General features: G+C 61.3%; 18 protein-coding genes and 1 tRNA gene. 13 read left to right on the forward strand and 6 right to left on the reverse strand.

The features are described from left to right. Positions 1 to 107 precede the first annotated feature (107 nt). From ACX9OW_RS14190 to ACX9OW_RS14200, 3 genes are all read right to left on the reverse strand, one after another. Positions 108 to 1340 (reverse strand): alginate lyase family protein, encoded by a 1233-nt coding sequence (locus ACX9OW_RS14190; RefSeq protein ID WP_459062411.1) that lies wholly within the window; start codon positions 1338 to 1340, stop codon positions 108 to 110. Between the two features lie 68 nt (positions 1341 to 1408). After that, the gene (gene ubiA / locus ACX9OW_RS14195) at positions 1409 to 2302 is read right to left on the reverse strand and encodes a 4-hydroxybenzoate octaprenyltransferase (RefSeq protein WP_459062412.1); all 894 of its coding nucleotides are present in this window, start codon (positions 2300 to 2302) and stop codon (positions 1409 to 1411) included. Between the two features lie 107 nt (positions 2303 to 2409). Next, positions 2410 to 4632 carry a polysaccharide biosynthesis tyrosine autokinase gene (locus tag ACX9OW_RS14200; protein ID WP_459062483.1) on the reverse strand — a complete coding sequence of 741 codons (2223 nt, stop codon included), beginning with the start codon at positions 4630 to 4632 and terminating at the stop codon, positions 2410 to 2412. A gap of 680 nt (positions 4633 to 5312) precedes the next feature. Between ACX9OW_RS14200 and ACX9OW_RS14205 the strand changes: the two genes are divergently transcribed. From ACX9OW_RS14205 to ACX9OW_RS14265, 13 genes are all read left to right on the forward strand, one after another. Beyond that, positions 5313 to 6479, forward strand: coding sequence for a nucleotide sugar dehydrogenase (locus ACX9OW_RS14205; protein ID WP_111187228.1), 1167 nt, complete (start codon positions 5313 to 5315; stop codon positions 6477 to 6479). 32 nt (positions 6480 to 6511) lie between these two features. After that, positions 6512 to 7495, forward strand: a complete 984-nt coding sequence (locus tag ACX9OW_RS14210; protein ID WP_164150532.1) for an NAD-dependent epimerase — start codon at positions 6512 to 6514, stop codon at positions 7493 to 7495. 33 nt (positions 7496 to 7528) lie between these two features. Then, the gene (locus tag ACX9OW_RS14215) at positions 7529 to 8848 is read left to right on the forward strand and encodes a lipopolysaccharide biosynthesis protein (RefSeq protein ID WP_065174332.1); all 1320 of its coding nucleotides are present in this window, start codon (positions 7529 to 7531) and stop codon (positions 8846 to 8848) included. A gap of 5 nt (positions 8849 to 8853) precedes the next feature. Beyond that, positions 8854 to 9366, forward strand: coding sequence for a serine O-acetyltransferase (locus ACX9OW_RS14220; RefSeq protein ID WP_080375288.1), 513 nt, complete (start codon positions 8854 to 8856; stop codon positions 9364 to 9366). Beyond that, positions 9363 to 10622, forward strand: a complete 1260-nt coding sequence (locus ACX9OW_RS14225; protein ID WP_053518172.1) for a UDP-N-acetylglucosamine 1-carboxyvinyltransferase — start codon at positions 9363 to 9365, stop codon at positions 10620 to 10622. The genes ACX9OW_RS14220 and ACX9OW_RS14225 overlap by 4 nt, the downstream gene beginning before the upstream one ends. Positions 10623 to 10624: 2 nt before the next feature. Beyond that, positions 10625 to 11581 (forward strand): UDP-N-acetylmuramate dehydrogenase, encoded by a 957-nt coding sequence (murB, locus tag ACX9OW_RS14230; RefSeq protein ID WP_197600254.1) that lies wholly within the window; start codon positions 10625 to 10627, stop codon positions 11579 to 11581. Beyond that, positions 11581 to 12582 (forward strand): glycosyltransferase family 2 protein, encoded by a 1002-nt coding sequence (locus tag ACX9OW_RS14235; RefSeq protein ID WP_459062413.1) that lies wholly within the window; start codon positions 11581 to 11583, stop codon positions 12580 to 12582. The genes murB and ACX9OW_RS14235 overlap by 1 nt, the downstream gene beginning before the upstream one ends. 31 nt (positions 12583 to 12613) lie before the next feature. Continuing rightward, positions 12614 to 13057: a hypothetical protein gene (locus tag ACX9OW_RS14240; protein ID WP_459062414.1), complete on the forward strand. Its 444-nt coding sequence runs from the start codon at positions 12614 to 12616 to the stop codon at positions 13055 to 13057. After that, a complete protein-coding gene (locus ACX9OW_RS14245) occupies positions 13054 to 13554 on the forward strand; it encodes a glycosyltransferase (RefSeq protein WP_459062415.1) in 501 nt (166 codons plus the stop codon). Before ACX9OW_RS14240 ends, ACX9OW_RS14245 begins: the two co-directional genes overlap by 4 nt. 74 nt (positions 13555 to 13628) lie before the next feature. Then, complete coding sequence (locus tag ACX9OW_RS14250; RefSeq protein ID WP_459062416.1) at positions 13629 to 14729, forward strand: O-antigen ligase family protein; 1101 nt, start codon at positions 13629 to 13631, stop codon at positions 14727 to 14729. Continuing rightward, positions 14726 to 15589 carry a glycosyltransferase family 2 protein gene (locus ACX9OW_RS14255; protein ID WP_111187224.1) on the forward strand — a complete coding sequence of 288 codons (864 nt, stop codon included), beginning with the start codon at positions 14726 to 14728 and terminating at the stop codon, positions 15587 to 15589. Before ACX9OW_RS14250 ends, ACX9OW_RS14255 begins: the two co-directional genes overlap by 4 nt. A 29-nt stretch (positions 15590 to 15618) precedes the next feature. Next, positions 15619 to 16782 carry an acyltransferase family protein gene (locus ACX9OW_RS14260; RefSeq protein ID WP_053518179.1) on the forward strand — a complete coding sequence of 388 codons (1164 nt, stop codon included), beginning with the start codon at positions 15619 to 15621 and terminating at the stop codon, positions 16780 to 16782. Between the two features lie 111 nt (positions 16783 to 16893). Continuing rightward, positions 16894 to 16970, forward strand: a tRNA-Arg gene (locus tag ACX9OW_RS14265). A gap of 187 nt (positions 16971 to 17157) precedes the next feature. Here the strand turns inward: ACX9OW_RS14265 and ACX9OW_RS14270 are convergent. The 3 genes from ACX9OW_RS14270 to ACX9OW_RS14280 all read right to left on the reverse strand — a co-directional run bounded on the left by ACX9OW_RS14270 (position 17158) and on the right by ACX9OW_RS14280 (position 25027). Continuing rightward, a complete protein-coding gene (locus ACX9OW_RS14270) occupies positions 17158 to 18513 on the reverse strand; it encodes a Gfo/Idh/MocA family protein (RefSeq protein WP_065174515.1) in 1356 nt (451 codons plus the stop codon). Between the two features lie 65 nt (positions 18514 to 18578). After that, a complete protein-coding gene (locus ACX9OW_RS14275; RefSeq protein WP_065181474.1) occupies positions 18579 to 21554 on the reverse strand; it encodes a TonB-dependent receptor domain-containing protein in 2976 nt (991 codons plus the stop codon). Positions 21555 to 21673: 119 nt separating this feature from the next. Next, on the reverse strand, positions 21674 to 25027 hold the full coding sequence (locus ACX9OW_RS14280; protein WP_111187222.1) for a TIM-barrel domain-containing protein: 3354 nt from the start codon (positions 25025 to 25027) through the stop codon (positions 21674 to 21676). Positions 25028 to 25042 lie beyond the last annotated feature (15 nt).

Below are 25042 nucleotides of genomic sequence, written 5' to 3' on the forward strand. Positions count from 1 at the left end.
TGGTCGTAGGAGGGCCGCCCTATCGTGCAGGAGGGCTCTGACATGATCCTGCCCATCATGGCCGCTCAGGACTAAAGCCACAGAAGGCTGGGATAATAGCGGAGGCATCAATCCTCTACAGAATCATTATTTTCAACCACTCGCGACCTGGCGGCGCGCACCTCGCTACCATGGGTCATTGATTCCCAAAGAAAGTGTTTTGTCCCTGCCGAGGGCGCCTCATCTCGCAACCATCGTTGAGTATTAGGCATGGGCAGACCCATGCGTCCGTGCAGTTGGGCGAAGCCAATTTCAAGCGTTCCATCAAGATTGGACTTCAACTTTCCTCCGCACAGCCAAGCAGGAACCTGCTGGCCTGATCCATATTCAGTAACAAATTCCAGCGCTGCACCAAGGCGTTCCCTGCCAGAGGAATATAGCGTACCGCCTTGGATACGATCTGTCTCAGCCGCATTCAAATATGCCGCCAAGCCGAATGCAGTGTGGCGCAGGTCACGGCACATTTCTTGAACCATTCCGGATTTGAATACCTTCTGGCCATACCACGCTTGCCGCACCGGCCGACCACAACCGGGCATCTGCCTTGGAATCGCACCATCACTGCGGAGATAGATATAAGCCGGAAGTTGCGCGTTCCAGTCTGCGACGGCACGCTGGTATATGTCTCGACGATCTGTGTAGACACCAATGGACATCCTGGCATCAATTGCACTGGCCTGCCAGTTTCCATTCATACAGGCACCCATGCGATCAATATCAGGAAGATATTGTGCGAGCAGCCAACCGCCGAAATAACGGGAGTCTTTTTCCAACCAACCGCTGCCGGAATACCTGATTATTTCTGCCGCACGTGTCCACAACTGTGCTGCCCATGCTGCCTGCAACGGAGCATTGCTACCTTGATGCCCTCCAGTCAAAGTCGCGGACCAAGCATCCATGATCCTGATCGCATTGCGAGCCCGCCGATTGTCTCGCTCGTAGATCCATAGCAACGCTTGGGTATATGCAGCTTGCGCATCACGAACCTCGGCCTTGCAGCCAATGTCCGGCTTGGAGTGCGGACCGCAGACTACTGCAGCCACCGGCGAAGGATCGTAATTGAGTGCAGAAAGAGGAGAAGCCTTCATATCGGAAAGCATCCTCAACTTCTCCGCGTCGCCTGCCATCAGTGACCTGCGCGTTGTCTCAAGGCCGGCGTGGTCATTAAGAATCCCTGGATGCCGGAATTCAGCTGCTACTGCTGATGCCGGGAGGGTGAACAGGGCAATGCCGGGTATGAGCACCAGCACAGAAAACCGGCCCATGAAGCCATTCCAGAATGGAGAGAAATGTTCTTTCATGGCAAGCAGGTTACCGGACGATGTCTATGCCTCAGTGATCATGCAACGCTCGTCTCAGCGTAGCAAGCTCATCTCAATCCCAGATCCAGCGCGACACCGGCAAACAGCGCCGCGCCGACCCAGTTGTTGTGCAGGAATGCCTTGAAGCATGGCCCCCGCTCGCGGTTGCGGCAGATCCAGAATTCGTACATCACCAGCGCCGCAGCCACCGCCAGGCCGGCCAGGTACCAGCTCCCCAGGCCGGCGCGCACACCGACCAGCGCCATGGTCGCCAGGAACAGAGCGTAGAGCACCCCTTGTATCACCAGATCCAGATCCCCGAACAGGATCGCCGTGGAGCGCGAGCCCATCTTCAGGTCGTCCTCGCGGTCGACCATGGCGTACCAGGTGTCATACGCGGTCGACCAGAGGATGTTGCCGGCGTACAGCAGCCAGCCCAGCAGCGGCACATCGCCCTGGACCGCGGCGAATGCCATGGGAATACCCCAGCCGAACGACATGCCCAGGTAGACCTGCGGCAGGTGCGTATAGCGCTTCAGGTAGGGATAGCTGGCGGCGAGGAACACGCCGATGAAGCTCATGCCGATGGTCAGCCCGTTCAGGGTCAGCACCAGCCCGAATGCCACCAGCATCAGTACCGCGAACAGCACCAGCGCGGCACGGCCGCTGATCGCCCCCGTCGCCAGCGGACGGGCCTTGGTGCGCTCCACATGCGGGTCGAGCCAGCGATCGGCGTAGTCATTGATGACACACCCCGCCGAGCGGGTCAGCCAGACACCCGCGGTGAACACGAACAGGGTCCACAGCGGCGGCATGCCGCCTGCCGCCAGCCACAGCGCCCACCAGGTGGGCCACAGCAGCAGCAACGTGCCGATCGGACGATCCGCGCGCATCAGACTCCAGTAATGCCGCCAGCGCGGCGTCGCCGGCGAATGCGGCGAAGTGAGGGGGGTATCGGCCATGGGGATAGGATACTCCTGCGCTGAAGGGACAGCGACGCGGGCCTGGAAAAGACGAAGCCCGATGCGCCTGCGCGCACCGGGCCCCGGTGTCCTGCCCCGCGAGAAGATCAAGCCTTGTCGTCAGACTTGTACTCGTAGTAGCCATAGCTGTAATAGCCCGTGGCGCGCTTCTCGACCGCATTGAAAATCGCACCCTTGATCTGCACGCCGTTCTGCTCGAAACGCTGCAGGGTCAGCTCGATTTCCTTGGCCTGATTCACGCCGAAACGGGTGACCAGCAGACTCGAGCCAGCGTGGGTGGCGACCAGCGCCGGGTCGGTCACGGCCAGGATCGGCGGCGTATCGACGATCACCAGATCGTACTTGCCTGACATGTCCTGAAGCAGCTGCGCAAAGCGCGGGTGCATAAGCAACTCGGCCGGGTTCGGCGGAATATCGCCGCGCACCATGTAGTGCATGTTGTCCAGACCAGCCACCGGATGAATCACGTCGTCGACGTTGAGCTTGCCGCCCAGCACGTCTGACAAGCCCTTCTGGTGCGACACACCCAGGATCTTGTGCAGGGTGCCCTTGCGCATGTCCGCGTCAATGACCAGCACGCGCTGGCCCGCTTGTGCGATCACGGCCGCCAAATTGGCAGAAACGAACGTCTTGCCAACGCCTGGGCGGGGACCCGAGATGGTCAGGATGTTGTTCTTCGCTTCCAACATGGCGAAGTGAAGGCTTGTACGCAGGCTGCGTAGTGCCTCCACGGTCGGATCAGCCGGCGCGGAGACGGCCAGCAGGTGCTGGCGGCCATCGGCGACGACGCGCGTGCCGTGCTTGCCCTTGCGCAGCTTGGGCAGGGTGTTGGACACACTGAGCGGAATGGCCGCATAGACCGGCAGGCCCAGGGCCTCGATGTCGGCCGGGTCTTCGATGCCCGGGTTCAACATGCGCTGGAGGAAGACGAATGCTGCTGAGAGAAAGGCGCCGAGCAGAGTCGCGATAAGCACGATCAACTTCTTCTGCGGCTTGACCGGGTTGGCGGTGTCCACCATCGCAGGATCAACAATCCGCACATTGCCGACAGCTCCGGCACGAGCAACATCCAATTGCTGCGACTGGTTCAACAATGCCGTGTACAGCTCATTGCTAACCTGAAGGTCACGCGTCAGGCGCAGCAGCTCTTGCTGGGTGTCCGGCAGCTGGCCGACCTGACGTTGGAAACCTGCCTTCCGTCCTTCCAGGTCACCAATCTGCTTCATGAGCGCGCGGTACGCTGGGTGCTCCCGGGTGAAGCTGCGATCCATTTCAGCTTGCTTCAGTCGCAGCTGTTGGATTGCCCCCTCCACCGCGACTTCCTGCTCCAACAATCCCTTGGTCTGCAAAGTGATATCAACGGCATTTGAGCGAGACTGATACGCGCTCATGGCCGCTTGCGCCTGCTCAACCTGACGCCTGATCGTAGGCAGCTGATCTCGCACGAACTGCAGCTGCGAAGCCGCCTCAGCGGAGCTGCGCTCGACGTTCTGGCGCACGTAAGCTTCCGCAACGTTCTGAACTACACCTTGCGCACGGATGGCATTCTGATCTTCGTATGTAAGCAGCAGAATTCCAGAATCCTTGCCCTGTTCGGTCGCCTTGATGCCTTCTTGCAGACGATTGACGACGTCCAGTCGGCGAAGCTTCAAAACGTCGAAACGCATCCCCGCGTTCGCACGGAGGCTCTCGACTTCGATGGAAATCCCATGTCCTTGGGCAAGCTCTCCCACCTTCCCGTGGAGCAGCTCGGTTCCGTCCGGGTCAAGCAGCCTGTACTGGCCAGAAGCCTCCAAGGCCTCCACGACAAAGCCAGCACCGACCATGGCTGGTGGAACCTGGAATCTATGGATCTTGAGCTCTTCACCTCCCCAACCATAGCTGGAGAGCCCCATCCAAGGGGCCGCAACCAGGTTTGGAGCATCAGGCTTGTAACGGCGTGCGATGAAGCCACCAATCAGCGGAAAGCGCGAAGCTTCGATCACCGTGTCAAGTTGAAGGCTATCGACTGCACTACCAATCACGGTACGAGAAGTCAGCAACGCGACTTCGGTAGTCGCCGCAGATGTGCCGCCGCCAAGCGCCCCGAGATCGGACAACCCCGGGATGGCCGGGGCCTTTGTCTCGACTTGCACCATTGCCTGCGCCTGAAAAACTGGAGGTGCCAACAGCGCGTAGGCGACACCTACAGCAAAGAACAGAGCTGTAGTTCCGAGGATCAGCCACTTCCGGTCGATGAGCACACCCACCAATTCGCGCAAGTCTATCTCGTCGTCCTTGACCACTCGGGATTCCGCTTTTCTCGTCATCGCATCCACTTTGTTTTTTGGAACAGCCATACCGGATGGCGCTGCTAGGCCAGCCAAGGCCCTGCTGCCGGCAAACTGTCGGCACCGCGCACTCTACTCTACGGCACTGACAGGCACCGCTGACCAATGCACCTCAGCCCAGCCTGACAGTCTAACGCATCGAGGGAACGGGAGGGCCAAAGGAACGAGAAGCACCCTCGCAAAAGACAGGCCACGATTCAAATGAATGAAATCCACTCTCGTTCAGGATTGAAAACGAGCCTCGAATTGCTAAGATGGAATCAGGGGGAAGCACGCATGCAAGACCCATACCAACTCTGGTACATAGCCAAGCCCCCCCGATAGAGCCCATGTTGACAGACACCCCTGAATGGGCCACCCCCTTCAACCTCGCCGGTCAGTCTCGGCCAGATGGCAGGCGTCTGCTCAGCCGCTGCTGCGCAAATCCCTGGCAACGCGCGCATGGATACCGGATGAACTGGCAATTTCAGGTTGGCGGCATCGCCGGTCCCGTGTAGTAGCATCCCCTACGCCCTGCAAGGCTGGCCCCCACACGTCGGACTTGCGGCGCGGGCAATCGCCCACGCCTGCGCGATTGCAGGCACATCGTTCGCGAATCAGTAGCGTTCGATCTTTCGCTCAGAACCAGTCTTGTGCGCTGTACCAAAAGGATTTTGCGAATGAAAATTGCCGTGGCCGGAACGGGTTATGTTGGCCTCTCCAATGCAGTTCTGCTGGCCCAGAACCACGAAGTGGTCGCCTTGGATATTGACGCGAAGCGAGTTGCGCTCATCAATCATCGCAAGGCTCCAATCGAGGACAGGGAAATCGAAGATTTTCTGGCCCACAAGTCCCTGCAGCTCAGTGCCACGCTGGATCCTCGCGAGGCCTATGCGGGAGCTTCGTTTGTAATCATTGCAACGCCAACCGACTACGACCCCCAATCGAACTATTTCAACACAAGCTCGGTCGAGTCGGTGATCCGCGATGTTGTGTCGATCAATCCCGATGCCGTGATGATCATCAAATCTACCGTGCCGGTCGGATGTACCGCGGAGCTTCGCGAGCGTTTTGGCACGGAGAACATTATATTCTCGCCTGAATTTCTGCGTGAAGGGCGTGCTCTTTACGACAACCTGCACCCGAGCCGGATCATTGTCGGCGAGCGCTCCAAGCGCGCGGAAACATTCGCCGAGCTCCTGAAGGAAGGCGCTGTCAGCAAGGATTCTCCCGTCCTGTTCACTGACTCCACCGAAGCTGAAGCCATAAAACTCTTCGCCAACACCTACTTGGCGATGCGTGTGGCCTACTTCAATGAGTTGGACACCTATGCCTGTACCCACGGTCTGGATACGCGCCAGATCATCGACGGCGTGAGCCTGGATCCGCGCATCGGCTCACACTACAACAACCCTTCCTTCGGTTACGGGGGCTACTGCCTGCCCAAGGATACCAAGCAGTTGCTGGCCAACTATAGCGACGTGCCGCAGAACTTGATCCACGCTATTGTGGAATCAAATCGCACGCGCAAGGACTTCATCGCCGATACCATCATCGCAGGCAAGCCGAAGGTCGTGGGCGTCTATCGCTTGGTAATGAAGTCCGGTTCGGATAACTTCCGCGCCTCGGCCATCCAAGGCGTGATGAAGCGCATCAAGGCCAAGGGCATCGAAGTGATTGTCTATGAGCCGGTGCTCGACGCATCCGACTTCTACCGATCGCGCGTAGTGAACGACCTCGCTGCATTTAAAGCGGAGGCCGACATAATCGTGGCGAACCGTTTGTCCGACGAGTTGCGCGATGTGGCCGGCAAGGTCTACACCCGCGACCTGTTCGGCTCCGACTGATAATAACTTCCGGCCCTCACGGTAAGTCCTGCATGAAAATTCTTGTCACCGGTGCAGCCGGCTTCATCGGCTTTCATTCCTCGATGCGGCTGCTCGATAGCGGTCACGAAATCGTGGGCATCGACAACCTTAACGATTACTACGACGTGCGCCTGAAGGAAGCGCGCCTGGCGCAGCTCGATGGGCGTCACGCTTTCTCCTTCATTCGCCTGGATCTGTCCGATCGCGAAGGCATGGCCGCACTGTTCAACGACCACAGCTTTGACGCGGTGCTGCATCTGGGTGCACAGGCTGGCGTCCGATATTCCATCGATAATCCGTTCGCCTATGTGGACAGCAACCTGACCGGTACTTTGACCGTGCTTGAAGGCTGCCGCCGCCACGGCGTGAAGCACTTGGTCTACGCGTCTTCGTCATCGGTATATGGTGCAAACACCAAGCAACCATTCTCGACTGAAGATCGCGTCGATGCGCCGATCTCTCTGTACGCAGCGACCAAGAGGGCCGACGAGCTGATGTGCCAGACGTACGCGCACTTGTATCGTTTCCCGATTACCGGCCTCCGCTTCTTCACGGTCTACGGGCCTTGGGGTCGCCCGGACATGGCGTATTTCAAGTTTGCCAATGCTATCACCAGCGGCAGTTCCATCGATGTGTACAACCATGGTGACATGAAGCGCGACTTCACCTACATCGACGATATCGTCGATGGCATACAGACGCTGGTTGAAGGCGCTCCCTTGCCGGCCGACGATGAAACACCGCACCGCGTCTACAATCTTGGGAACAACAACCCGGAACAGTTGCTGGAAATGATCTCGCTGCTGGAGGCAGCACTGGGCCGTCAAGCACGGAAGAACTTGCTGCCCATGCAGCCGGGTGACGTGCTAGCCACTTATGCCGATATACGGCATAGCACCCAGGACTTCAGCTTCGTACCAAAGACCGATCTGGCTACCGGCCTGAAGCGATTTGCCGCATGGTATCGCCAGTTCTACCCAGAGCGCACCTCGTAAGACCGGGGCCCGCTCATGCAATCAGCAATCACCATGAAATTCTCACGGATACGCCAACGGCTTTTCGGCGGTGAATCTGGCGGCGTCGTGCGTGGAATGCTGACGCTGGCGCTTGGCACGGGGACGGCACGACTAGTCAGTATTGCGACCATCCCGCTGCTGACCCGCATCTACAGCCCGGACGACTACGGGGTGTTGGCGGTCTATAGCGCATTGGTGGCAGTGATTGCCCCCATGTTGACACTCCGCTACGTGCTCGCCGTGCCACTGCCCCGTTCCGATCGCATGGCAGCCAACCTGATGGTGCTGTCCGGCCTGTTGATGTTGATCATGGCTGCGCTGATAGCGCTGCTGTTCTGGGCCTTCGGCGACATTGTACTGGGCTGGATGTCCATGGACGTGCTGGCACCTTGGTGGTGGCTGGTGATTCTGGGTGCCATCGCAGTGGCCGTGTACGAGGGCCTGAGTCTGTGGGCAACGCGCCGTCGCTCCTACAAGGCAATTTCCCAGACCAAGGTCGTGCAATCAGTAATGGGCGTACTGGTCAAGATTGGCTTGGGCCTGGCGGGGCTCAAACCATTTGGCTTGCTGTTCGGGCATCTGGTAGAACAAAGTGGCGGCATCAGTTCATTCACGCTGCGCTTCCGGAAAGACTTTCAGGGAAATGTCCATCGCGTGAGCCGCGATGCAATGCTCTTGCTGGCCCGCTATTACCGTGGCTTTCCGGCATTTCGTCTACCTTCGCAATTCCTGTTGGCGTTCTCTACCCAAGCACCGGCAATGTTCGCCGCGGCACTGTTCGGTGCCGGCGCTACGGGCCAGCTTGGTCTGGCGCTGATGGCTCTGGCCATTCCCGGCAACCTGATTGGCCAGTCAGTAGGCCAAGCATTCTATGGTGAGATAGCACGCCTTCCGAAGGGGTCGGAAGTTCGCATCAAAGTCCTTGCCTACTCAGTGCAGAAAAAGCTGTTCTTGGTCGGCCTGCCGCTCACCCTGGCCCTGATGCTGCTGGGCGAGCCGCTTTTCCATATGGCATTCGGTGAGCGGTGGACCGAAGCCGGCATGTATGCCTCGATTCTGGCACCCTTCGTCCTACTGCAGTTGACGTCTGCACCACTGGTGCAGATCCTCAACATCTATAACGCACAGGGTGCATTTCTTTCGATCAATGTAGTGCGTGCCATTGGCCTACTAGTCATCTACCAAACCTGCCTCTGGTTGGCACTTTCGCCCAAGGAATTCGTATACGTACTGAGCGCATTCTTGTTCGCGTTCTACCTGCTCATTACTCTGTATATCCTGCACGTGGTCAACCGCGCGGCCGCGGCAGCCCGCCGTGACGGGCGCAGCTGAGACCTATGAAGAATCCTTTTCGCCTTATTGAATTGTTGTGGCTCGGCGGAGCCAAGCCACGTGTGCGCTGGCACCTCCGGGCGCTCATTCACGCACGCATGCGCGGCAACACGCTACTGGGCCGTTATGTGGAAGGCCGACTGGCGCGCAAGCACGGCTTGTTCATCTCGCACAAAGCAACGTTTCCGGTCTCGCTCGATCTAAAGCACCCTACCGGCGTAGTAATCGGTGAAGGGGTGGTGATCGGCGAGAACGTGAAGATCTTCCAGAACGTAACCCTCGGTGGTGCGCGCAGCGGCGACTGGCGATCAAAAAGTTACCCCGTTATCGGTGATGACACCACGATCTTCGCCGGAGCAGTGGTGATCGGCCGTATCACCGTAGGGCGGAATTGCATCATCGGCGCGAACGCGGTCGTCACCCGGGACGTCCCCGACAACGCTACCGCTGTCGGCATCCCCGCACGCATCATCCAGAAAGACTCCACAGAATCCTCATCCGAGCACACGAACCCATGAGCAACGCCGCTGTCCTGCATGTCAGAAAGTCCCGCCTCGAAGGCCGCGTTTCGCTGGCCGGCGCCAAGAATTCCGCATTGCGTCTGCTGGCAGCCAGCATCCTGACCCGAGATACTCTGGAACTGCGGAATTACCCAGCAGGACTGCTGGACACTCAGGTGCATGTGGACATGCTGCGCGCATTGGGCAAATCCGCTGAATTGCTGGGTACTGATTCAATCCGGATTACCGAAAGCGAGTCGCTGGCCAGCCAGCTGAAATGGGAAGGCCGTTCGATCCGAAACACCCTGCTGATCCTGGGTGCGCTGACCGCACGTCTGGGTGCAGGGAGCGTTCCGCTGCCCGGTGGCTGCAAACTGGGCGAGCGCAAGTACGACCTCCACGTCATGTTGCTGGAGCGCTTGGGCGCGCGTGTCTGGGAGGATGACGCATATTTGTATGCCGAAGCGCCCAATGGTCTGGTCGGGGCGGATATCCACCTGCCGATGCGCTCCACCGGCGCGACCGAGAATGCAATCCTGGCCGGCACCCTGGCCAAGGGCACCACGCGAGTGTGGAATCCGCATATCCGCCCGGAGATCCTCGACCTGATCGCAATGCTCAATTCCATGGGCGCTTGCATCACCGTGTTTGGCCAAGAGCACATCGAGATTCAAGGCGTTGATGCCCTTCATGGAACCGAGCACCGCGTGATCGCCGACAACATGGAGGCAATCACCTGGCTGTCTGCAGCGGTGATCACCGGCGGCGACATCGAAATCGCTGATTTTCCTTATGCCGACCTGGAAGTGGTGCTGGCGCACCTGAGGTCTGCTGGCGCGCGCCTGTATGTCGGCGATGATTCGCTGATCGTGCGTGGTGGCGCCTGCTATCCGATCGAGATCAGTACCGGACCGCATCCGGGCATCAATTCAGACGTTCAGCCAATCCTGGCTGCGTGGGGCGCCAGGGCCCGGGGTGAATCGCGCATCGTTGACCTGCGCTTCCCCGGTCGTTATGGCTACGCAGAAGAGATGGCGAAGATGGGCGTGAAGTACAACGTGGACGGTGACATGCTGCGGATCCATGGCCAAGGTGGCGTGCTGCACGGCGCTGTCGTACGTGCGCTGGACCTGCGTGCAGGGGCGGCACTGACCCTGTGTGGTCTGACGGCTGAGGGCGAGACTATCGTCACCGATGCCTGGCAGATCTCCCGCGGCTATGTCGACTTCGCCGAAAAGCTGCGTGCCATGGGTGCGGACGTTCGATGGGGCTGAACTTGGACAAGGTCAAGCTGGGCGGCATCGCCTCCGAGCTGGCACGCCTGTTCCCGGGAGCGGTACAGCGCGATGTCCCATTGGCCATCATCAGCCGCTGGCGGATTGGCGGTACTGCCGACGTTATGATTGCGCCCCGCAGCATTGAAGAACTGGCCCGTCTGCGTGGCTGGCTCGCTACGCGAGGCGTGCCATCGGTGGTGATCGGAGCGACCACCAACCTGCTGTTCGCCGACGAAGGCCTGCGTGCGGTTGCGATCCGGATTGGCCCCGAATTCTCTTCGCTGGCCATCAAGAAGAACCACCTCCGTGCCGATGCCGGTGTTTGGGTGCCAGGCTTGGCCCGTCGCGCGATGGCAGCAGGCCTGGGTGGCATCGAGCACACCTGTGGAATTCCGGGAACGCTTGGAGGCCTCATATGCATGAACGGAGGTAGCCAGCGTAAAGGTATTGGCACGCATGTTGTTTCGGTAATTTCAGTGGATGCAACTGGTCAGCTGATCGAGCGCAACAGAGATGAATGTGGATTTGCATACCGCACCTCGGTGTTCCAGACCCGACATGAAGTGATCGCCCAGGTGGAACTGGAGCTGGAGGCAGGCGTGGACCGCGCTGCGCGCAGGCGCGAGATGCTGGACATCATGCGCAGCCGGCGTATGAAGTTCCCGCAAAAACTACCCAACTGCGGCTCCGTATTTGTCAGCAATCCGGCGATGTACGAGCAATATGGACCGCCTGGAAAGGTCATCGAAGATCAGGGCCTGAAGGGTCGTGCCATAGGTGGTGCCTACGTCGCACCGGAACATGCCAACTTCATCATCAACGGCGGCAATGCCACGGCAGCCGACGTGCTGGCGCTGATCGCGCTGGTGAAGAACTCCGTGGCGCATGCGACCGGCTATTCGATGGCCGTTGAAGCGCGTTACGTTACGCCATCTGGTTCCATCGAGGAGATCTGATGGAACGCCCACCATTGATTTCCATCGTTTGTGCCTGGTACAACCGGCCCGACTACCTCAAGGACACGCTCGACAGCCTGTTGGCACAGACTGCTGCTTCCTTTGAAATTGTATTGGTCAATGATGGCAGCAAGGACCCGCGGGTACGGGATATTCTTGCGACCTACAACGATCCGCGGTTGGTGGTCATACACCAGGAAAATGCTGGTTTTGTGGCCGCCATCCGCAACGCGATCACCTTGTCGCGCGGCCGCTACATCGCCATACAGGGAGCAGGCGACATGTCCGAACCCGAACGTATTGCACTGCAGGCCAAGGCCATGGATGCCGATCCACGACTAGGCGTGGTCGGCTGCTTGCGCCGCCACGAATCGGTCAGTGCCGGTACAATCACGACGCTAGGTGTCCATGGAAAGCCTGGGGCGGCTCTCCTGGACGACTTCCTGGAAGGAGGCAATCCCTTCAGCCATGGTGAGGTCATGATCCGTCGCGAAGCCTATGACCAGGTCGGAGGCTACCGACCCTTCTTTATGTTTGCACAGGACCGCGACTTATGGATTCGCATTGCTGGCGCTGGTTGGAACATGTCCAATCTGGCCGAAGTACTGTACGTACGGCGTAACTTCGCCGGCGACGGCGTATCCACCAACAAGTCCAAACTTTACCTACAACAGGCGTTCTCCACGTTCGCCCGGCAATGCCATTATGATCGCGTCCGCGACGGGCATGATGCGATCGACCTGTATGGGGTGTCGGCCGGGCTATTCCGCCGTCCGCATCCTGGGCTCGCCCATGCAGCAGCAAAGATTGCCATCCAGTCGCTGTACGCGGGCGAGATGGACGATGCCTGCCTGTACGCCAAGCGGGCCCAGAATGAAAAGAGGACGCTGTTCACCATTGCAACCCGGCTAGCCGTGAATGCATCAGTCGCGCTGCCCGCCGTCCGCCGCCTGCTCATCCGCGTGATCGGCAAGCGCGCGGGCTGGGAAGCGTTGAGCTGAGCCCCCTTTACGTGAAACATTCAAGATCATCATGAAGATTCTGGCTGTCGCCTCTGCAGGCGGACATTGGGTACAACTACTCCGGCTCACGCCTGCATTCGAGGGAGCTGAGGTAGTGTTCGTGACAACCCAGGAGCCCGCGCCGCATGCGATCGGCAATCATCGCTGCCATACGGTTATCGATGCCAATTTCAGCCGTAAGATCAAGCTGGGCATGATGTCCCTGCAGGTGCTTCGAGTACTTCTACGTGAGCGTCCGCAGGTAGTGATATCCACTGGGGCCGCGCCTGGTTTTGTTGCTGTGGTGATAGGCAAAATACTAGGGGCACGCACTATTTGGATAGACAGCATCGCCAATGCCGAGGAGCTTTCCTTGGCTGGACGGAAGGTCGCCCGGTGGGCCGACCATTGGCTGACGCAATGGCCGGAACTAGCTAGCGAAGATGGGCCACGCTATTTGGGAGCCGTGCTGTGATCTTCCTTACCACCGGCACGCAGCTGCCTTTCGACCGCCTAGTGAGTATCGTCGATGCTTGGGCCGCACGCTCCGGGATCCAAGGCTTCGCGCAGATTGGTACATCGTCTTATATACCGACCACCTTGAAACACCAGCGTTTTATCAGCCAAGCAAACTTTGAAGAGCGCATCAGGGCCTGCTCCTGCATCATTTCCCATGCGGGAATGGGCACCATCATCTCTGCGCTGACCTATGGCAAACCCGCCATTCTGATGCCACGCCGCTTCGCATTGGGCGAACATCGCAATGACCACCAGCTGGCCACGGCCCGCAAGCTTGCCGACCGTCCGTTCCTGCGATTCATTCAGGAGGCCGATGAACTCGATGCGGCCTATCATGAGCTAGTATCCAGCGCCCCCCTCGGCGAAGTGTTGCCCCCTCATGCCGATGCCCGGTTCATCAATGGCCTGCGCGACCTGATTTTCGGCAATGATAGTGGAGTTGACACGCCATGAACCGTAGCTTGTCCGGCACATTCGCCGTCGCCCCACCCAGCGCCAAAGGTCTGCGCATTGGACACGTGGGTGGCATGCTGCTGGTTCTCGTGGCAGCCACCTTGCACAACTCGCTAGGCATTCTGGCTGCCATAGTGTTCGCGGCGGCCAACGGCAGCCTGCTGCGGCGACGACTCAATGTTGGCTGGTTTTCCGGGGCCTTCTACCTGATCGCCGCCTATGTGCTCGTCCGCGCCTTGTTCCCCTCCTTGGTGCCCTTCCTGGCACAGTCACAGGAAGCAGTGCGCTTCGTCACATTCGCGATCTTCGCTTATGCGCTACATCGCCTACGGGTGCAGGAAATTGCACTTACATTGATGCTTTTCCTCGCCTTCCTACTGTTGCCGTTCGCGCTTGATCTGGCAACGGGCGCTTTTCTATCAGGTGACTACCGTTACCGTTCATTGATGCCGCATGCGAACCACTTGGGTTATGTGTGTGCAACGGTGCTGATCACTTTCTTGTATCTGCACTTCAGCCGGCTATACAGCCCACGTGGCCTTTACGTCTTCCTGGCCGCAGCTCTTGGCATGCTGGTGGCATCCAAGAGCTCGGGCGCACTGTTCGTATTCATGGCCGGCGTGCTGATGATTTTCCTTAGCTTCCGCTTCAGCGTTACGCGTTTGGTATATGCAGCGATGGCTGTAGTGGCTGTAGTGATGGCACTTCAGACTCCCCTTGGCCAATACGCGCTCGAAAAGATCACAGTGTCCGATCTTGACCTGATCGTCGAGAAGGCCCGCAGCCACCAGTTCGGTAACCAAGGCTCCTCTTTCGCATGGCGCATGTCCTATTGGATCGCCATGATTGAAGCGCAGTTTGATAGCGGCTCGGCCATCGTGTTGTTTGGTCAGGGCGGTGGCTCAACCGGTGATGGCAACCGTGTATTTGACTTCATTTCCAAGGATCCGCATTCGGACTTCGTCCGTCTCTTCATCGAGTATGGCGTCGTCGGGAGCCTGTTGATCCTCGCCTTGCTCGCTCGCGGCTGCATGAAGGCAGGCCCAGTGGCTCTGGCCATGGTCATCCTGTTCGGCCCGATGCTGACCGGCAACAGCATCATCTCCCCACCAGTGATGTTCCCGATTCTGATGAACCTATTCCTGCTCAAATCACTGACCGAGGCCCAGAAATGAGCCGCCGCATCTTCCTGAGCACTCCACTACGCAACGAGATAGACAATATCCCTGACTTGTATGCAGCTGTGGCCGCACAGGATACCGCCATTGCCATGTGGGTCATCGTGGAAAACGGATCCACAGACGGTTCACGCGAACTGCTGCAGACGCTGGCCAAGCCCGCCAACGTCGAGCAACTCATCGTGCTCAATGAAGACACCGAATCCGGTGAGTACGCACTCGGTCAAAAGTACGCCCGCATCGTGTCACGTGGTTTCGACGAAATCCGCGGCAGCGTGGAATTGGGAAATGAGGATCTCATCGGCATTCTTGATGCGGACAGCTTTCCGGAGCCGGACTACTATCGTCTACTAATCGAAGCTTTTGATCGCAACCCCAAGTTGGGCATAGCCAGCGGAATCAGTCGTGATACTGGAACCGACAGGCGTTCTATGCACGCTGCTGACTGGGTGCGGGGCAGCTGCCGTCTTTGGCGCGGTGCGTGCATGGTTCAGTCCGGTTACATCATAGGCCCATCGGCTGATACGTTATCGCTGGCACGCGCCGAGATCGATGGCTGGGAAGCTCGTGTCGTAAAGGAGGCCACTTTTGAAGCCCGTGAAGTCGGCGCCCGTTCCAAGCAGCGCTATTACGGCGGTTCGGCCCACTTCCGCGGCAACACATTGACGTATGCGCTAGTACGCTTTGGCAAGTTTGTCATGCATGGTCGCTTCGCCGATGCCCGTGATTACCTAGGCGGTTACTGGAGCGCCCGCGCAAGCGGTTCCCCGCAAATCGACGACTCCGAAATCCGCGCATATTTCCATGGATACCTATCCCGGAAGCTCAAGCAGCGGTTGGGCCTAACGGCACACTGAGCACCTACTCCGCAGGCGGACATCTGGAAATGCAGAAGAATTACTACCCATTGGTTGATATGTCGCGCTTCTTCGCGGCCATGCTGGTCCTGATCTACCATTTGGGGTATTCCACTTGGCAACCGCGCAGCAACGGGTACTTCATTCACGAAGGTCTTTACAGCATCCCGCAGATGTCGTGGGCATGGTTTGGCTATATTGGTGTTCAGATCTTCTTCGTGATCTCCGGCTTCGTAATTACCCACTCGGCGGCCAAGGCATCACTGCACCAGTTCGTGATCGGTCGCATCACCCGTCTGTATCCGACGCTATGGATCTGCGCGACGATCACCTTGCTGGTGTGTATCGCTGGAGACCTGTACTCCGGTAGCGAACTGCTACGTCGTTACGTTGGCTCGCTGCTACTGTTGCCGAAGGCCCCATGGATGGAGGGTGTGTACTGGACGCTGGTACTGGAGATCATCTTCTACGCCTTGGTTGGCCTAATGATTCTCAGTCGACGCATCCACCGCATTGACCTGCTTGCTATTTTCCTAACGCTGTACAGCGGCTCGGCCATTATCGTCGCCAGTCTGTTCCACGCCACTGACATCGACTGGTTGTCGTCGTTGATCGGTCTTGCGCGCGGCAAGCGTCAGCTGCTGGCCTGGCATGGCGTGTTCTTCGCCATGGGCATCTACTTCTACTTGGCATCCGTCGGCCGCCTGCGGGCCATCAATGCGCTCTTCGCCATTGCCACGCTGGTGCTGTGCTGCCTCCAGATCTACGTAGGTGCCGCCCTGCCACGCGCCGAGGCGTTGGCGGAGATCGGTCAGGAGGAAATGGCCATGCGGCTACCCTGGATACCTATCGCGGCCTTCCTGGTGTTCACCGCCGTGATCCCATTGTCAATCCGCTATGGCGCGCGCATCGGACAGCACGTGTCGGTTCGGATGGCCTCTCTGCTACGTTTGCTGGGCCTGATGTCCTATCCCATCTACCTGCTGCACTTTACGCTGGGTCTGGTGATGATGCGCTTGCTGGTGACCCAGGGAGCCTCGCCGATGCTGGCGCTAGGGGTGGCTTGCATGCTGGTTCTAGTGTTGTCTTGGGCCATCGCACGCTTCGTAGAGCCGGATTTCCAGCGCTGGACCAGGGCCCAGTTGACCCGCCTGCATCAAGCGATCTTCGCCCGCGGTGCCGCCATCTCCTGAGCCTCGCAGCCGCCCTCCCCATCCAGGCCAGCAAGGTGGGAAGATTTATCCATGGAAAGTGGATAGAATAGCGGGACCGCACCAAAGTTTGGTGCGGTAGCAGCACCCAACGCGCCCGTAGCTCAGCCGGATAGAGTAGTGGCTTCCGAAGCCATTGGTCGGGGGTTCGAATCCCTCCGGGCGCGCCATCTTTCCCTGCTCAGGCCATCGATTGTTGGCCCACCGGCACGGCCCCAGAATCAGCAGGCCGCTGATCTTCCACGCTAAGAACTGGAAGCCGGCAGCCGCCGAGCGCAGGCCCAGCGCCACAGGGGCGAGCACACCGGTCCACACAGCAACGCCGGGCATGGCCCGGCGCTACCGTGGGTGTACGGATCAGTACGTGCCGTCGAAGGCGAAGATCGGCTTGCGCTGCTTCCACGCGCCAGCGGTGAAGTCAGGGAACTCCAGCGTCTGGAAGCCATTGGCAATGGACTGCTCGGACAGCGGGGTGATCGCGCTCCAGGTCACCGCATCGTAGATGTCGATCGGCATCGGCGCCTTGGCCTTCAGTGCCTCGACGAACGCATGGATGACGAACCAGTCCATGCCGCCGTGACCGGCGCTGGCCGCGGTGTCGGCATGCTGCTTCCACAGCGGGTGCTCGTACTGATCCTGGTAGGTCTTGAACTCTTCCCACTGGTGCGGCGGGCTGCGGCCTTCAATGTGGATCGAGTGGTTGACGTCCATCCACAGACCCTTGGTGCCCTGCACGCGGAAGCCCATCGAATACGGTCGAGGCAGCGAGGTGTCGTGCTGCAGCAGGATGGTCTCACCGTTCTCGCAGGCAAGCGTGGTGGTCACGATGTCACCCAGCTTGAACTTCACTTGGGTGCTGGGGTGGCTGGTGCCACCGCTTTTGGCCACGGTGTACTCGTGCAGGCCGCGTGCCTTGGTCGCGAAAGCGTTGATATGGGTAAAGCGGTTGCCGCGATTGATGCCGGTGTACATCGCGCATGGGCCGATGCTGTGGCTGGGGTAGAGCTCGCCGTTGCGCTCCACCGAATGCTCGGTGCGCCAACGCGCCTCGCTCCAGCCCTTGGGACCGAATTCCACGCCGCTGTCGTAAGGCTGGCTGGGATCACCGGAGTTGAACTTCACCCCGCGCAGGTCGTGCTGGTAGCCGGCCTGCAGATGCACCAGCTCGCCGAACAGGCCCTGTCGCACCATCTGCAGGGCGGCCATCACATCGCGGCGGTAGCAGACGTTCTCCAGCAGCATGTACGGCGTGCCGGTCGTGAGCTGGGTCTTCAGCACATCCCAGTGGTCCTGCAGGGTGATGCCGGCCACCACCTCGCAGCCTACGGCCACCCCCGCCTGCATGGCGGCGATCGCCATCGGCGCGTGGTATTCCCACGGCGTAGCGATGATCACGCCATCGATGCCCTTCTGTTCCAGAAGGCGCTTCCAGGCGTTGCTGTCGCGATCCTGGCCATAGGTTTTCGGCGCAGGCTTGCCCGCCTTGGTCACCATGTCCACGGCACGACCCAGCATGATCGGCTCGATGTCGCACAGTGCAATGACCTCGACATCGTCGCGGCGCACCAGCTCCTTCAACAGCACCTGGCCGCGCATGCCGGTACCGATCATGGCCAGGCGGAGCGTGCGCCCGCGCGCCCAGGCCGGGGTCTGTGGCAACAGGCTGCTGGCGGCGACGGCGGCACTGGCCGCGATGAACTCCCTGCGTTTCATGGCAAACATCTCTCCTCTTGGAAGCGCGCCGGCCGCAACCGGCGCGCTGGATCACTCGAACCTGCTTACTTGAATCGATAACCGATGGTCACACTGTAACCACGGCCGAAGATCGTCGCGTAGTCACTGGAGTCACCCAGGAAGCTGTTCGGATCGTAGAACGGCAGCCGGTCGAACAGGTTCTTGACGGTGAAGCTCAGGTTCCAGGCGTCGTCGGGGCGCCAGGTGACGCTCAGGTTGGCGGTCCACCAGGACGGCGCGCCGTCGCACTTGCTGGCCTGCAGCGCCAGGTAGCCGGCGGTGCAGGTCTCCTTGTTGTTATCCACCTCATCCACGCGGTCACGGGCCCACTTGGTACCGCCCACGTAGTTGACGAACATGCTGGTGGTCACCTGCTTGTAGGTCCAGTCGGCGTTGAGCGTGGCGCGCAGGCGCGGGTTGTTGTAGTAGCCCACCACGTCGCCGTAGTACCAGCCGCTTTCCTCATCCATGTAGTAGCGGTTGCGATTGGCGATGGTGGCGGCCAGGCCCACGTTCAGCCCGCCCCACTCGCCCAGCGAGAAGCGGCTGCGTGCGTCCACGTCGAAGCCGTCGACCAGGGTCTTGCCGCGGTTCTTGTACTGGCCGACCACGCTGGCCACGTTGCCCACGCTGTAGCCGGGCAGGACCGAGGGGCAGCTCACACCGCTGGCCGGGTCGGCGCACATCGCCGCCAGCTGGGCCAGATTTGCACGATCGGCATCAGTGATCGGCGAACGGGTGGAGGAGATGATGTCGGTGTCACGGCTGAAATCCGGGGCAACGATCTCGTTGTTGCGGTAGATGAACCAGTAGTCGGCCGACACCGACAGCCAGCTGGCCGGCTCGTAGACGAAGCCCAAGGTGGCGATCTTGGCCTTCTCCGGCTTCAGGTCCTGGTTGGGCTGGGTCATGCGGGCCACGGTGCGGCTGCAATCGACGTTGGCCAGGCTCTTGCCCAGGTCCACGTCACCGGCGCGCTGCGACTGCCGCAACAGGTCGGCGATCGCGTTGGTCTCGGCGCAGCGCACCTCATCGCGGTAGCCACCGAGCTGGGCGAACACGCCACCGCTGCCGGACTCGGCCAGGCTCGGCGCACGGAAGCCGGTCGAATAGGTGCCGCGCAGCATCAGTTGATCGAATGCCTGGTACTTGAAGCCGATCTTCGGTGCGACGTTGGCGCTGAAGTTCGGGTATTTGTCCACGCGGACCGCGGCATCCAGTTCCAGCTTGTCGGTGATCGGCGCCACCGTTTCGGCGAACAGTGCATAGGTGTTGCGCGCACCGTCGAACCACGAGCCGCCCTGCTGGGTGATCAGGCCGGCGGCTGCGTCGGCATTGCCCGGCGTGTAGAAGGTTTCGCGGCTGGCATTGAAGCCGAACGCGGCGCGCATCTCACCGGCCGGCAGCTGGAACAGCGGGCCTTCGATCTTGCCGTCCAGGGTGTGCAGGCGCGTCCAGGACTGGATGTCGAAGGTCGGGAACGCCTCGCGGATCAGCGCTGCGTTGGCTTCGCTGATCTCACCGAACTTGTATGCCGGATGGTCGGAAATGATCACCCGCCCGGTACCCGGATCCACCGAGTAGGGGCCGAAGGCCTTCTCGAAGCCCTTCAGGTTGACGTTGATGGTCTGGTAGGTGGTGGAGTGCGTGCCGGCGGTGGCGAAAGCAGTTTCCCAGTTCCAGTCACCCATGTTGCCACGTGCACCGGTCAGCACGCGGTAGCTCTTGTCGGTGTTGCGCTGGCCGAAGTAGTTGGCGCCGGCATCCTGCAGCAGGTACTGCAGGCCAACTACGCCGCCCATCATCGCCTTCAGTTCAGGGCTGGCGTGGTTGTACTCGTTGTTCGGCCCCAGGTAGGGATACAGGAACTGGTTGACCGTAGTGCCGGTATCGCGGGAGAACCAGCTGGTCGGGTTACCGGTGGTGGTGCCATAGCTGCGGGGTGTACCGCCATTGGCACGCAGATCGATGTCGGTGTAGGTCGCCTCGGCGAAGATTTCAGTCGAGTCGCCCACCAGGAAGGTGCCATTGAGGTAGGCGGTGTTGCGCTCGGACTTGGCGCCGGCGTCGATCTCGTTGTTCATCCAGGTCTCCCAGACACAACGCGGACCGGCGGCCTCGCCCTGCAGCACGTTCTTGCACCCCGGTGCGGCCTCCTGCACGCGGCGGCCGGTGACCGGATCGAAGGCGAAGTAACTGCCCGGGTTGAACTCACCCGGCTTGCTGCCCACGCCCAGGCGCAGGTTCGTCAGGTAATTGGGATTGTTGACGTAGTACTGCTCGGGACGCTTGTCGTAGAAATCACGCAACGGGATCGCGTCACGGCGGTACATGTTGACCGCACCGTAGATGTTGAAGCGGTTCTCGGCCAGGTCGCCGAAGCCGGCGGTGATGCTGGCCTGGCGCTCACCGTAGGAGTCGATGCGCGATGACGTATCGTTGGTGAAGTTGATCTCCGCGCCCTGGAAGTTGCGTTTGGTGATCACGTTGATCACACCGGCCACGGCGTCGGTGCCGTACACCGCCGAAGCACCATCGGTGAGCACTTCCATGCGTTCGATGGCGGCAGCCGGGATCGCATCGATGTTGACGAACTGGGTCTGGAAGCCGGCGGGCGCGCCGTAGTACGACAGGCGACGACCGTTCAGCAGCACCAGCGTGCCCTGTGCGCCCAACCCACGCAGATTGGCCTGCGAGGCACCGTCGGAGCCGGTGAACAGCGAGCGCGAATCCTGCTGCGCCGGGCGGGCAGCCGGCAGGTTGTCGAGCACCTGCAGCAGCGTACGCGCACCCATGTTCTGGATGTCCTGCTTGCTGATGACCTGGACCGGCGAGGCGGTTTCCACATCGGTACGGCGGATGTTGGAGCCGGTGACCTCGATGCGGGCCAGGTCGGTGGCGTTGTCCTTGCTGTCCTGCGCAGCGGCAGGCAGGGCGACCGACAGCAGCGCGCCGGCAATGGCCAGCGTCAGCGGAGCGATCGTGCGACAGGGGGGGCGGCGGTAGCGTGCGGGCAACATCGGGGTTCTCTCCTGGCAGGGGTGCGGCGCGAATGTGGATCAGCGGGCAAAACGCTCCCGGGCCACGGCCAGCAGGCCGCAGTCGGTATGGGCGGGGGAGGAGCGGTGTTACGAAGGGGTCATGGGGCGACGATGCTGGCGGAGTCGCCCTCCTGGCCGATCAGCACGGCGTTGGCCCAGTTGGCACAGACCTGGGCGGGTTGACTGCCCTGCGCACCCAGCGTGCGCAGGCTCAGGGTGGTAAGGCCACGGATGTCCAGCTCCGGCTTGACCACGCCGGGCGCCTTCACCAGGCCGCTGTCGTAGAGCAGGCGGTTGTCGCCCCAGACCTGGAACTGCAGGCCGCCTGCGCTGCGGCAGGCATCATCAATGCCCAGATCCGCACGCAGCAGGCGCCAGCCGCCCTGCAGACGCAGGTCGATGCGGCTGTTCGCGCCCACTCCCAGGCCACGGCGGAACTGCAGGCCGTTCATGCGCATGCCGGCCTCGCCACGGAACGCCTGGTCGGCGCGCACCTGGCTGGCCAGCGCGGCCGGCACCGGCAGCTCGGAGAGATAGCGCTGCCGGGCCGGTCGCTCCGGTTCCTGGTGCTCGAGGATGTGGAAGGTGGACAGCGCGATCGGGCCGACATCGCGTGGCTGCAACGCGTCGAACGCGCGGGCGCTGCCCTGTGCCGCAGTGACCATCGGGTCGGTGCTGCTGGCGCCGTCACCTTCGGGGTTCTGCACGCTCAGCACCCGGAAACGCAGCAGGCGACCGGCGTGTGCGGGGAAGTCGATGCGCTGCATCCCTTCCTTCAACTGCAGCCGGCCCCGGGCGATCGGCTCGCCCCATTCGCCATTGCTGTCGCCCAGGTACACCTCGTAGTCGCGGACCTGGCCATGCTTCCAGTTCTTGTCGTTGCGTGGCGCCAACTCGATGCCGTCGATCATCCGGCGCTCACCGAAGCCGACCACCCATTCGTGGGCGCCGGTGCGCACGGCCTGGTTGCGCACGCTGCGGAACCAGGTGGCCGGGTCATCGTCGAACGCGTTCTCCAGCGGATGGCCAGGCTCTTCCGCTGGGCGGTTGACCACCAGCAGGCTGTCGGCCGGCAGCTCGCGGCCGAGCACCGGCGCGGCCGGATAAGCATCGTCCGCAGCGGCGGCGGTCACGGCGAAGTCCAGCTGCACCTGCAGCGGCTGGCGGATATCCTGCGTGGCGGTACGCACATGGACGGTGCCGCCACGCTCACGGGCATCGAAATACCAGCCTTCGTCGGCACCGTTGAAGGCTGCCGCGTCGGCCAGCGCGGGCAGCACACGGGCGCCGGCCTGCACTGCGCGCGGGGCCTGCCGGCTCAACACGCGCAGGCCGTAGCGACGCTGCGCCAGCTGGCCCTGGTAGGTGCCCTGCACGGCCGCGATCTGCACCTGGACCGGGCCACTGCCCTGTGCCGGCGCCTGCACGCGGATCTGCTGCGTGCTCGATTCGCCCTGCTGGTAGCGGCGGGTGTTGCCGTCGTCTTCGTACAGGGTGTACTGCGAATCGCCCTGCGGATAGAGATCGAAGGTGACCTCGTCCAGTGGCTTCTCGCCATCGAACAGCATCGACGGATACATCGGCAGGATGGCCCCGGCGCGCACGAACACCGGCAGCGTGGCAAGGTCGACCTGGCGGTCGAGCTGACGGCCCTCGGCGCCGGCCTGCACGCGGCGGCCATCCCAGTAGTCGATCCATCCACCGGCCGGCAGATGGATGTCACGCCGCCAGCCGCGGCTGGCCGCCTGGCTGCGGTAGACCGGTGCGATCAGCAGATCGCGGCCCAGCAGGAACTGATACTTGTAGGTTTCGTCCTGCGCATGCGGATCGCGCGGGTAATCCCACATCAACCCACGCACCGGCGGCGCGCCGGTCTGCGCGGCGTCGTGCACCAGCCCGTACATGTACGGCGTCAGCCGCATCTTCAGTTTCAGATAGTCGCGGTTGATGCTGCGGTAGGGTTCGTCGTACCACCACGGGTGCTTGCGCGCGTTCGACGACCAGCCACTCATGCCCATCAGTACCGGAGTGAAGGCCTTCCACTGCAGGTCGCGGGTGTAGGTCTCGGCGCTGCCGCCGAAGATCGCATCGACATCGCCACTGGCATAGGCCATGCCGGACAATCCCGAGCCGACCAGGGTCGGCACGTGCCAGCGGATGTAATCCCAACTGCTGCTCTGGTCACCGGTCCAGGCAACCGCGTAGCGCTGGATGCCGGCCCAGCCCATCACCGTCCACAGGAAGGGACGCGAATCGGAATTGTCGACGATGCCATTGAACGCCTGGCGGTTGGCGTCCATCGCGAACTGATAGCCCTTGCCGGTCCAGGCCACATCCAGCTTCTGTACACGGCTGCCGGCCTTGCCGACTTCCCAGGCGATCTTGTCGACACCGTTCTCCGTCCACAGGCCGGTGCGGAAGCCGTATCCGGCCAGACCCTTCACCGTCTCGGGCAACTGCTTGTAGCCGCAGCCATAGCCGTCGTTGGGCAGGATCCAGCCACCGGGCATGTCGTGTGCCCGGTACTGCTTGGCCACGCTGTCGACCACGTCAGGCGTGGTGCCGGTCGGGCCATCGCTCCAGCCTTCGGGCACGGTGCCCGGCTTCTTCGCGTTGTCGCCGTCGTTGTAGCAATCGGCATCGCCATAGGACAGCGCCCAGCGCGCGACCATGTTGGGGCGGCCGGTCAGCTGCGTGTAGCGCTCGATCAATGCCGGCAGATCGGCACCGACGAAGTAGTAGGCGTCGAAACGATCTTCGCGATGCAGCAGGGTGGACTGATCGGGCTGGCGCAGGTCGTAGCTGCCGTCGCTCCACGTATTGCGCAGCATGCCCCAGCCGCGGCTGCTCAGCAGCATCGGCGCCGGGCTCGGTCGATCACCCTCTTCCCAGCCGCCGGAGTAGGACACCTCAAGCTCGCGTCCCTTGAACTGGTAACGGCCATTCTGCTGGCCGCCGCCGAAGAATCCTTCGTCGGGCTGCGACGAGAGTACCTGCACGCTCTGTGCAGCATCCAGGTCCAGCGGCTGCAGCTCCTGCCACAACGCAGTGGGCTGGCCATTGTCCAGACGCTCCAACCGCAGGCGCAGCGGCTGGCGCTGTACGTGCAGCACGAGTGCGCCGGTGCGCAGACGGATCTCCTGCGCATCTTCTTCCAGCTGTGCCTGCACGTCGGCACTGGGCTGGGGCAGCACGATCGGCGCGGCCTTGTCGCCGGCTCCGGTCAGTACCCCCTTGCGCCCCGCCTGTACACGGACAATGTCGGCAGCCGGCAGTTCGATGCGCACACGCGCGCCGGTGTCGGTCTGCAGGTCCCAGGCGGGCGTGCCCGCCTTGCTGGCGGTGACCGAGCGCAGGTTGCCGATGGGTTCGGCGTGGGCCGACATGGACGCCAGCAGCAGCACCGGCAACAGGGCCAGCATCAGCGGCGAGCGACGAATGCAGATTTCCACGCGGACTCCCAACCC

It is taken from the genome of Stenotrophomonas genospecies 5, assembly GCF_054473825.1.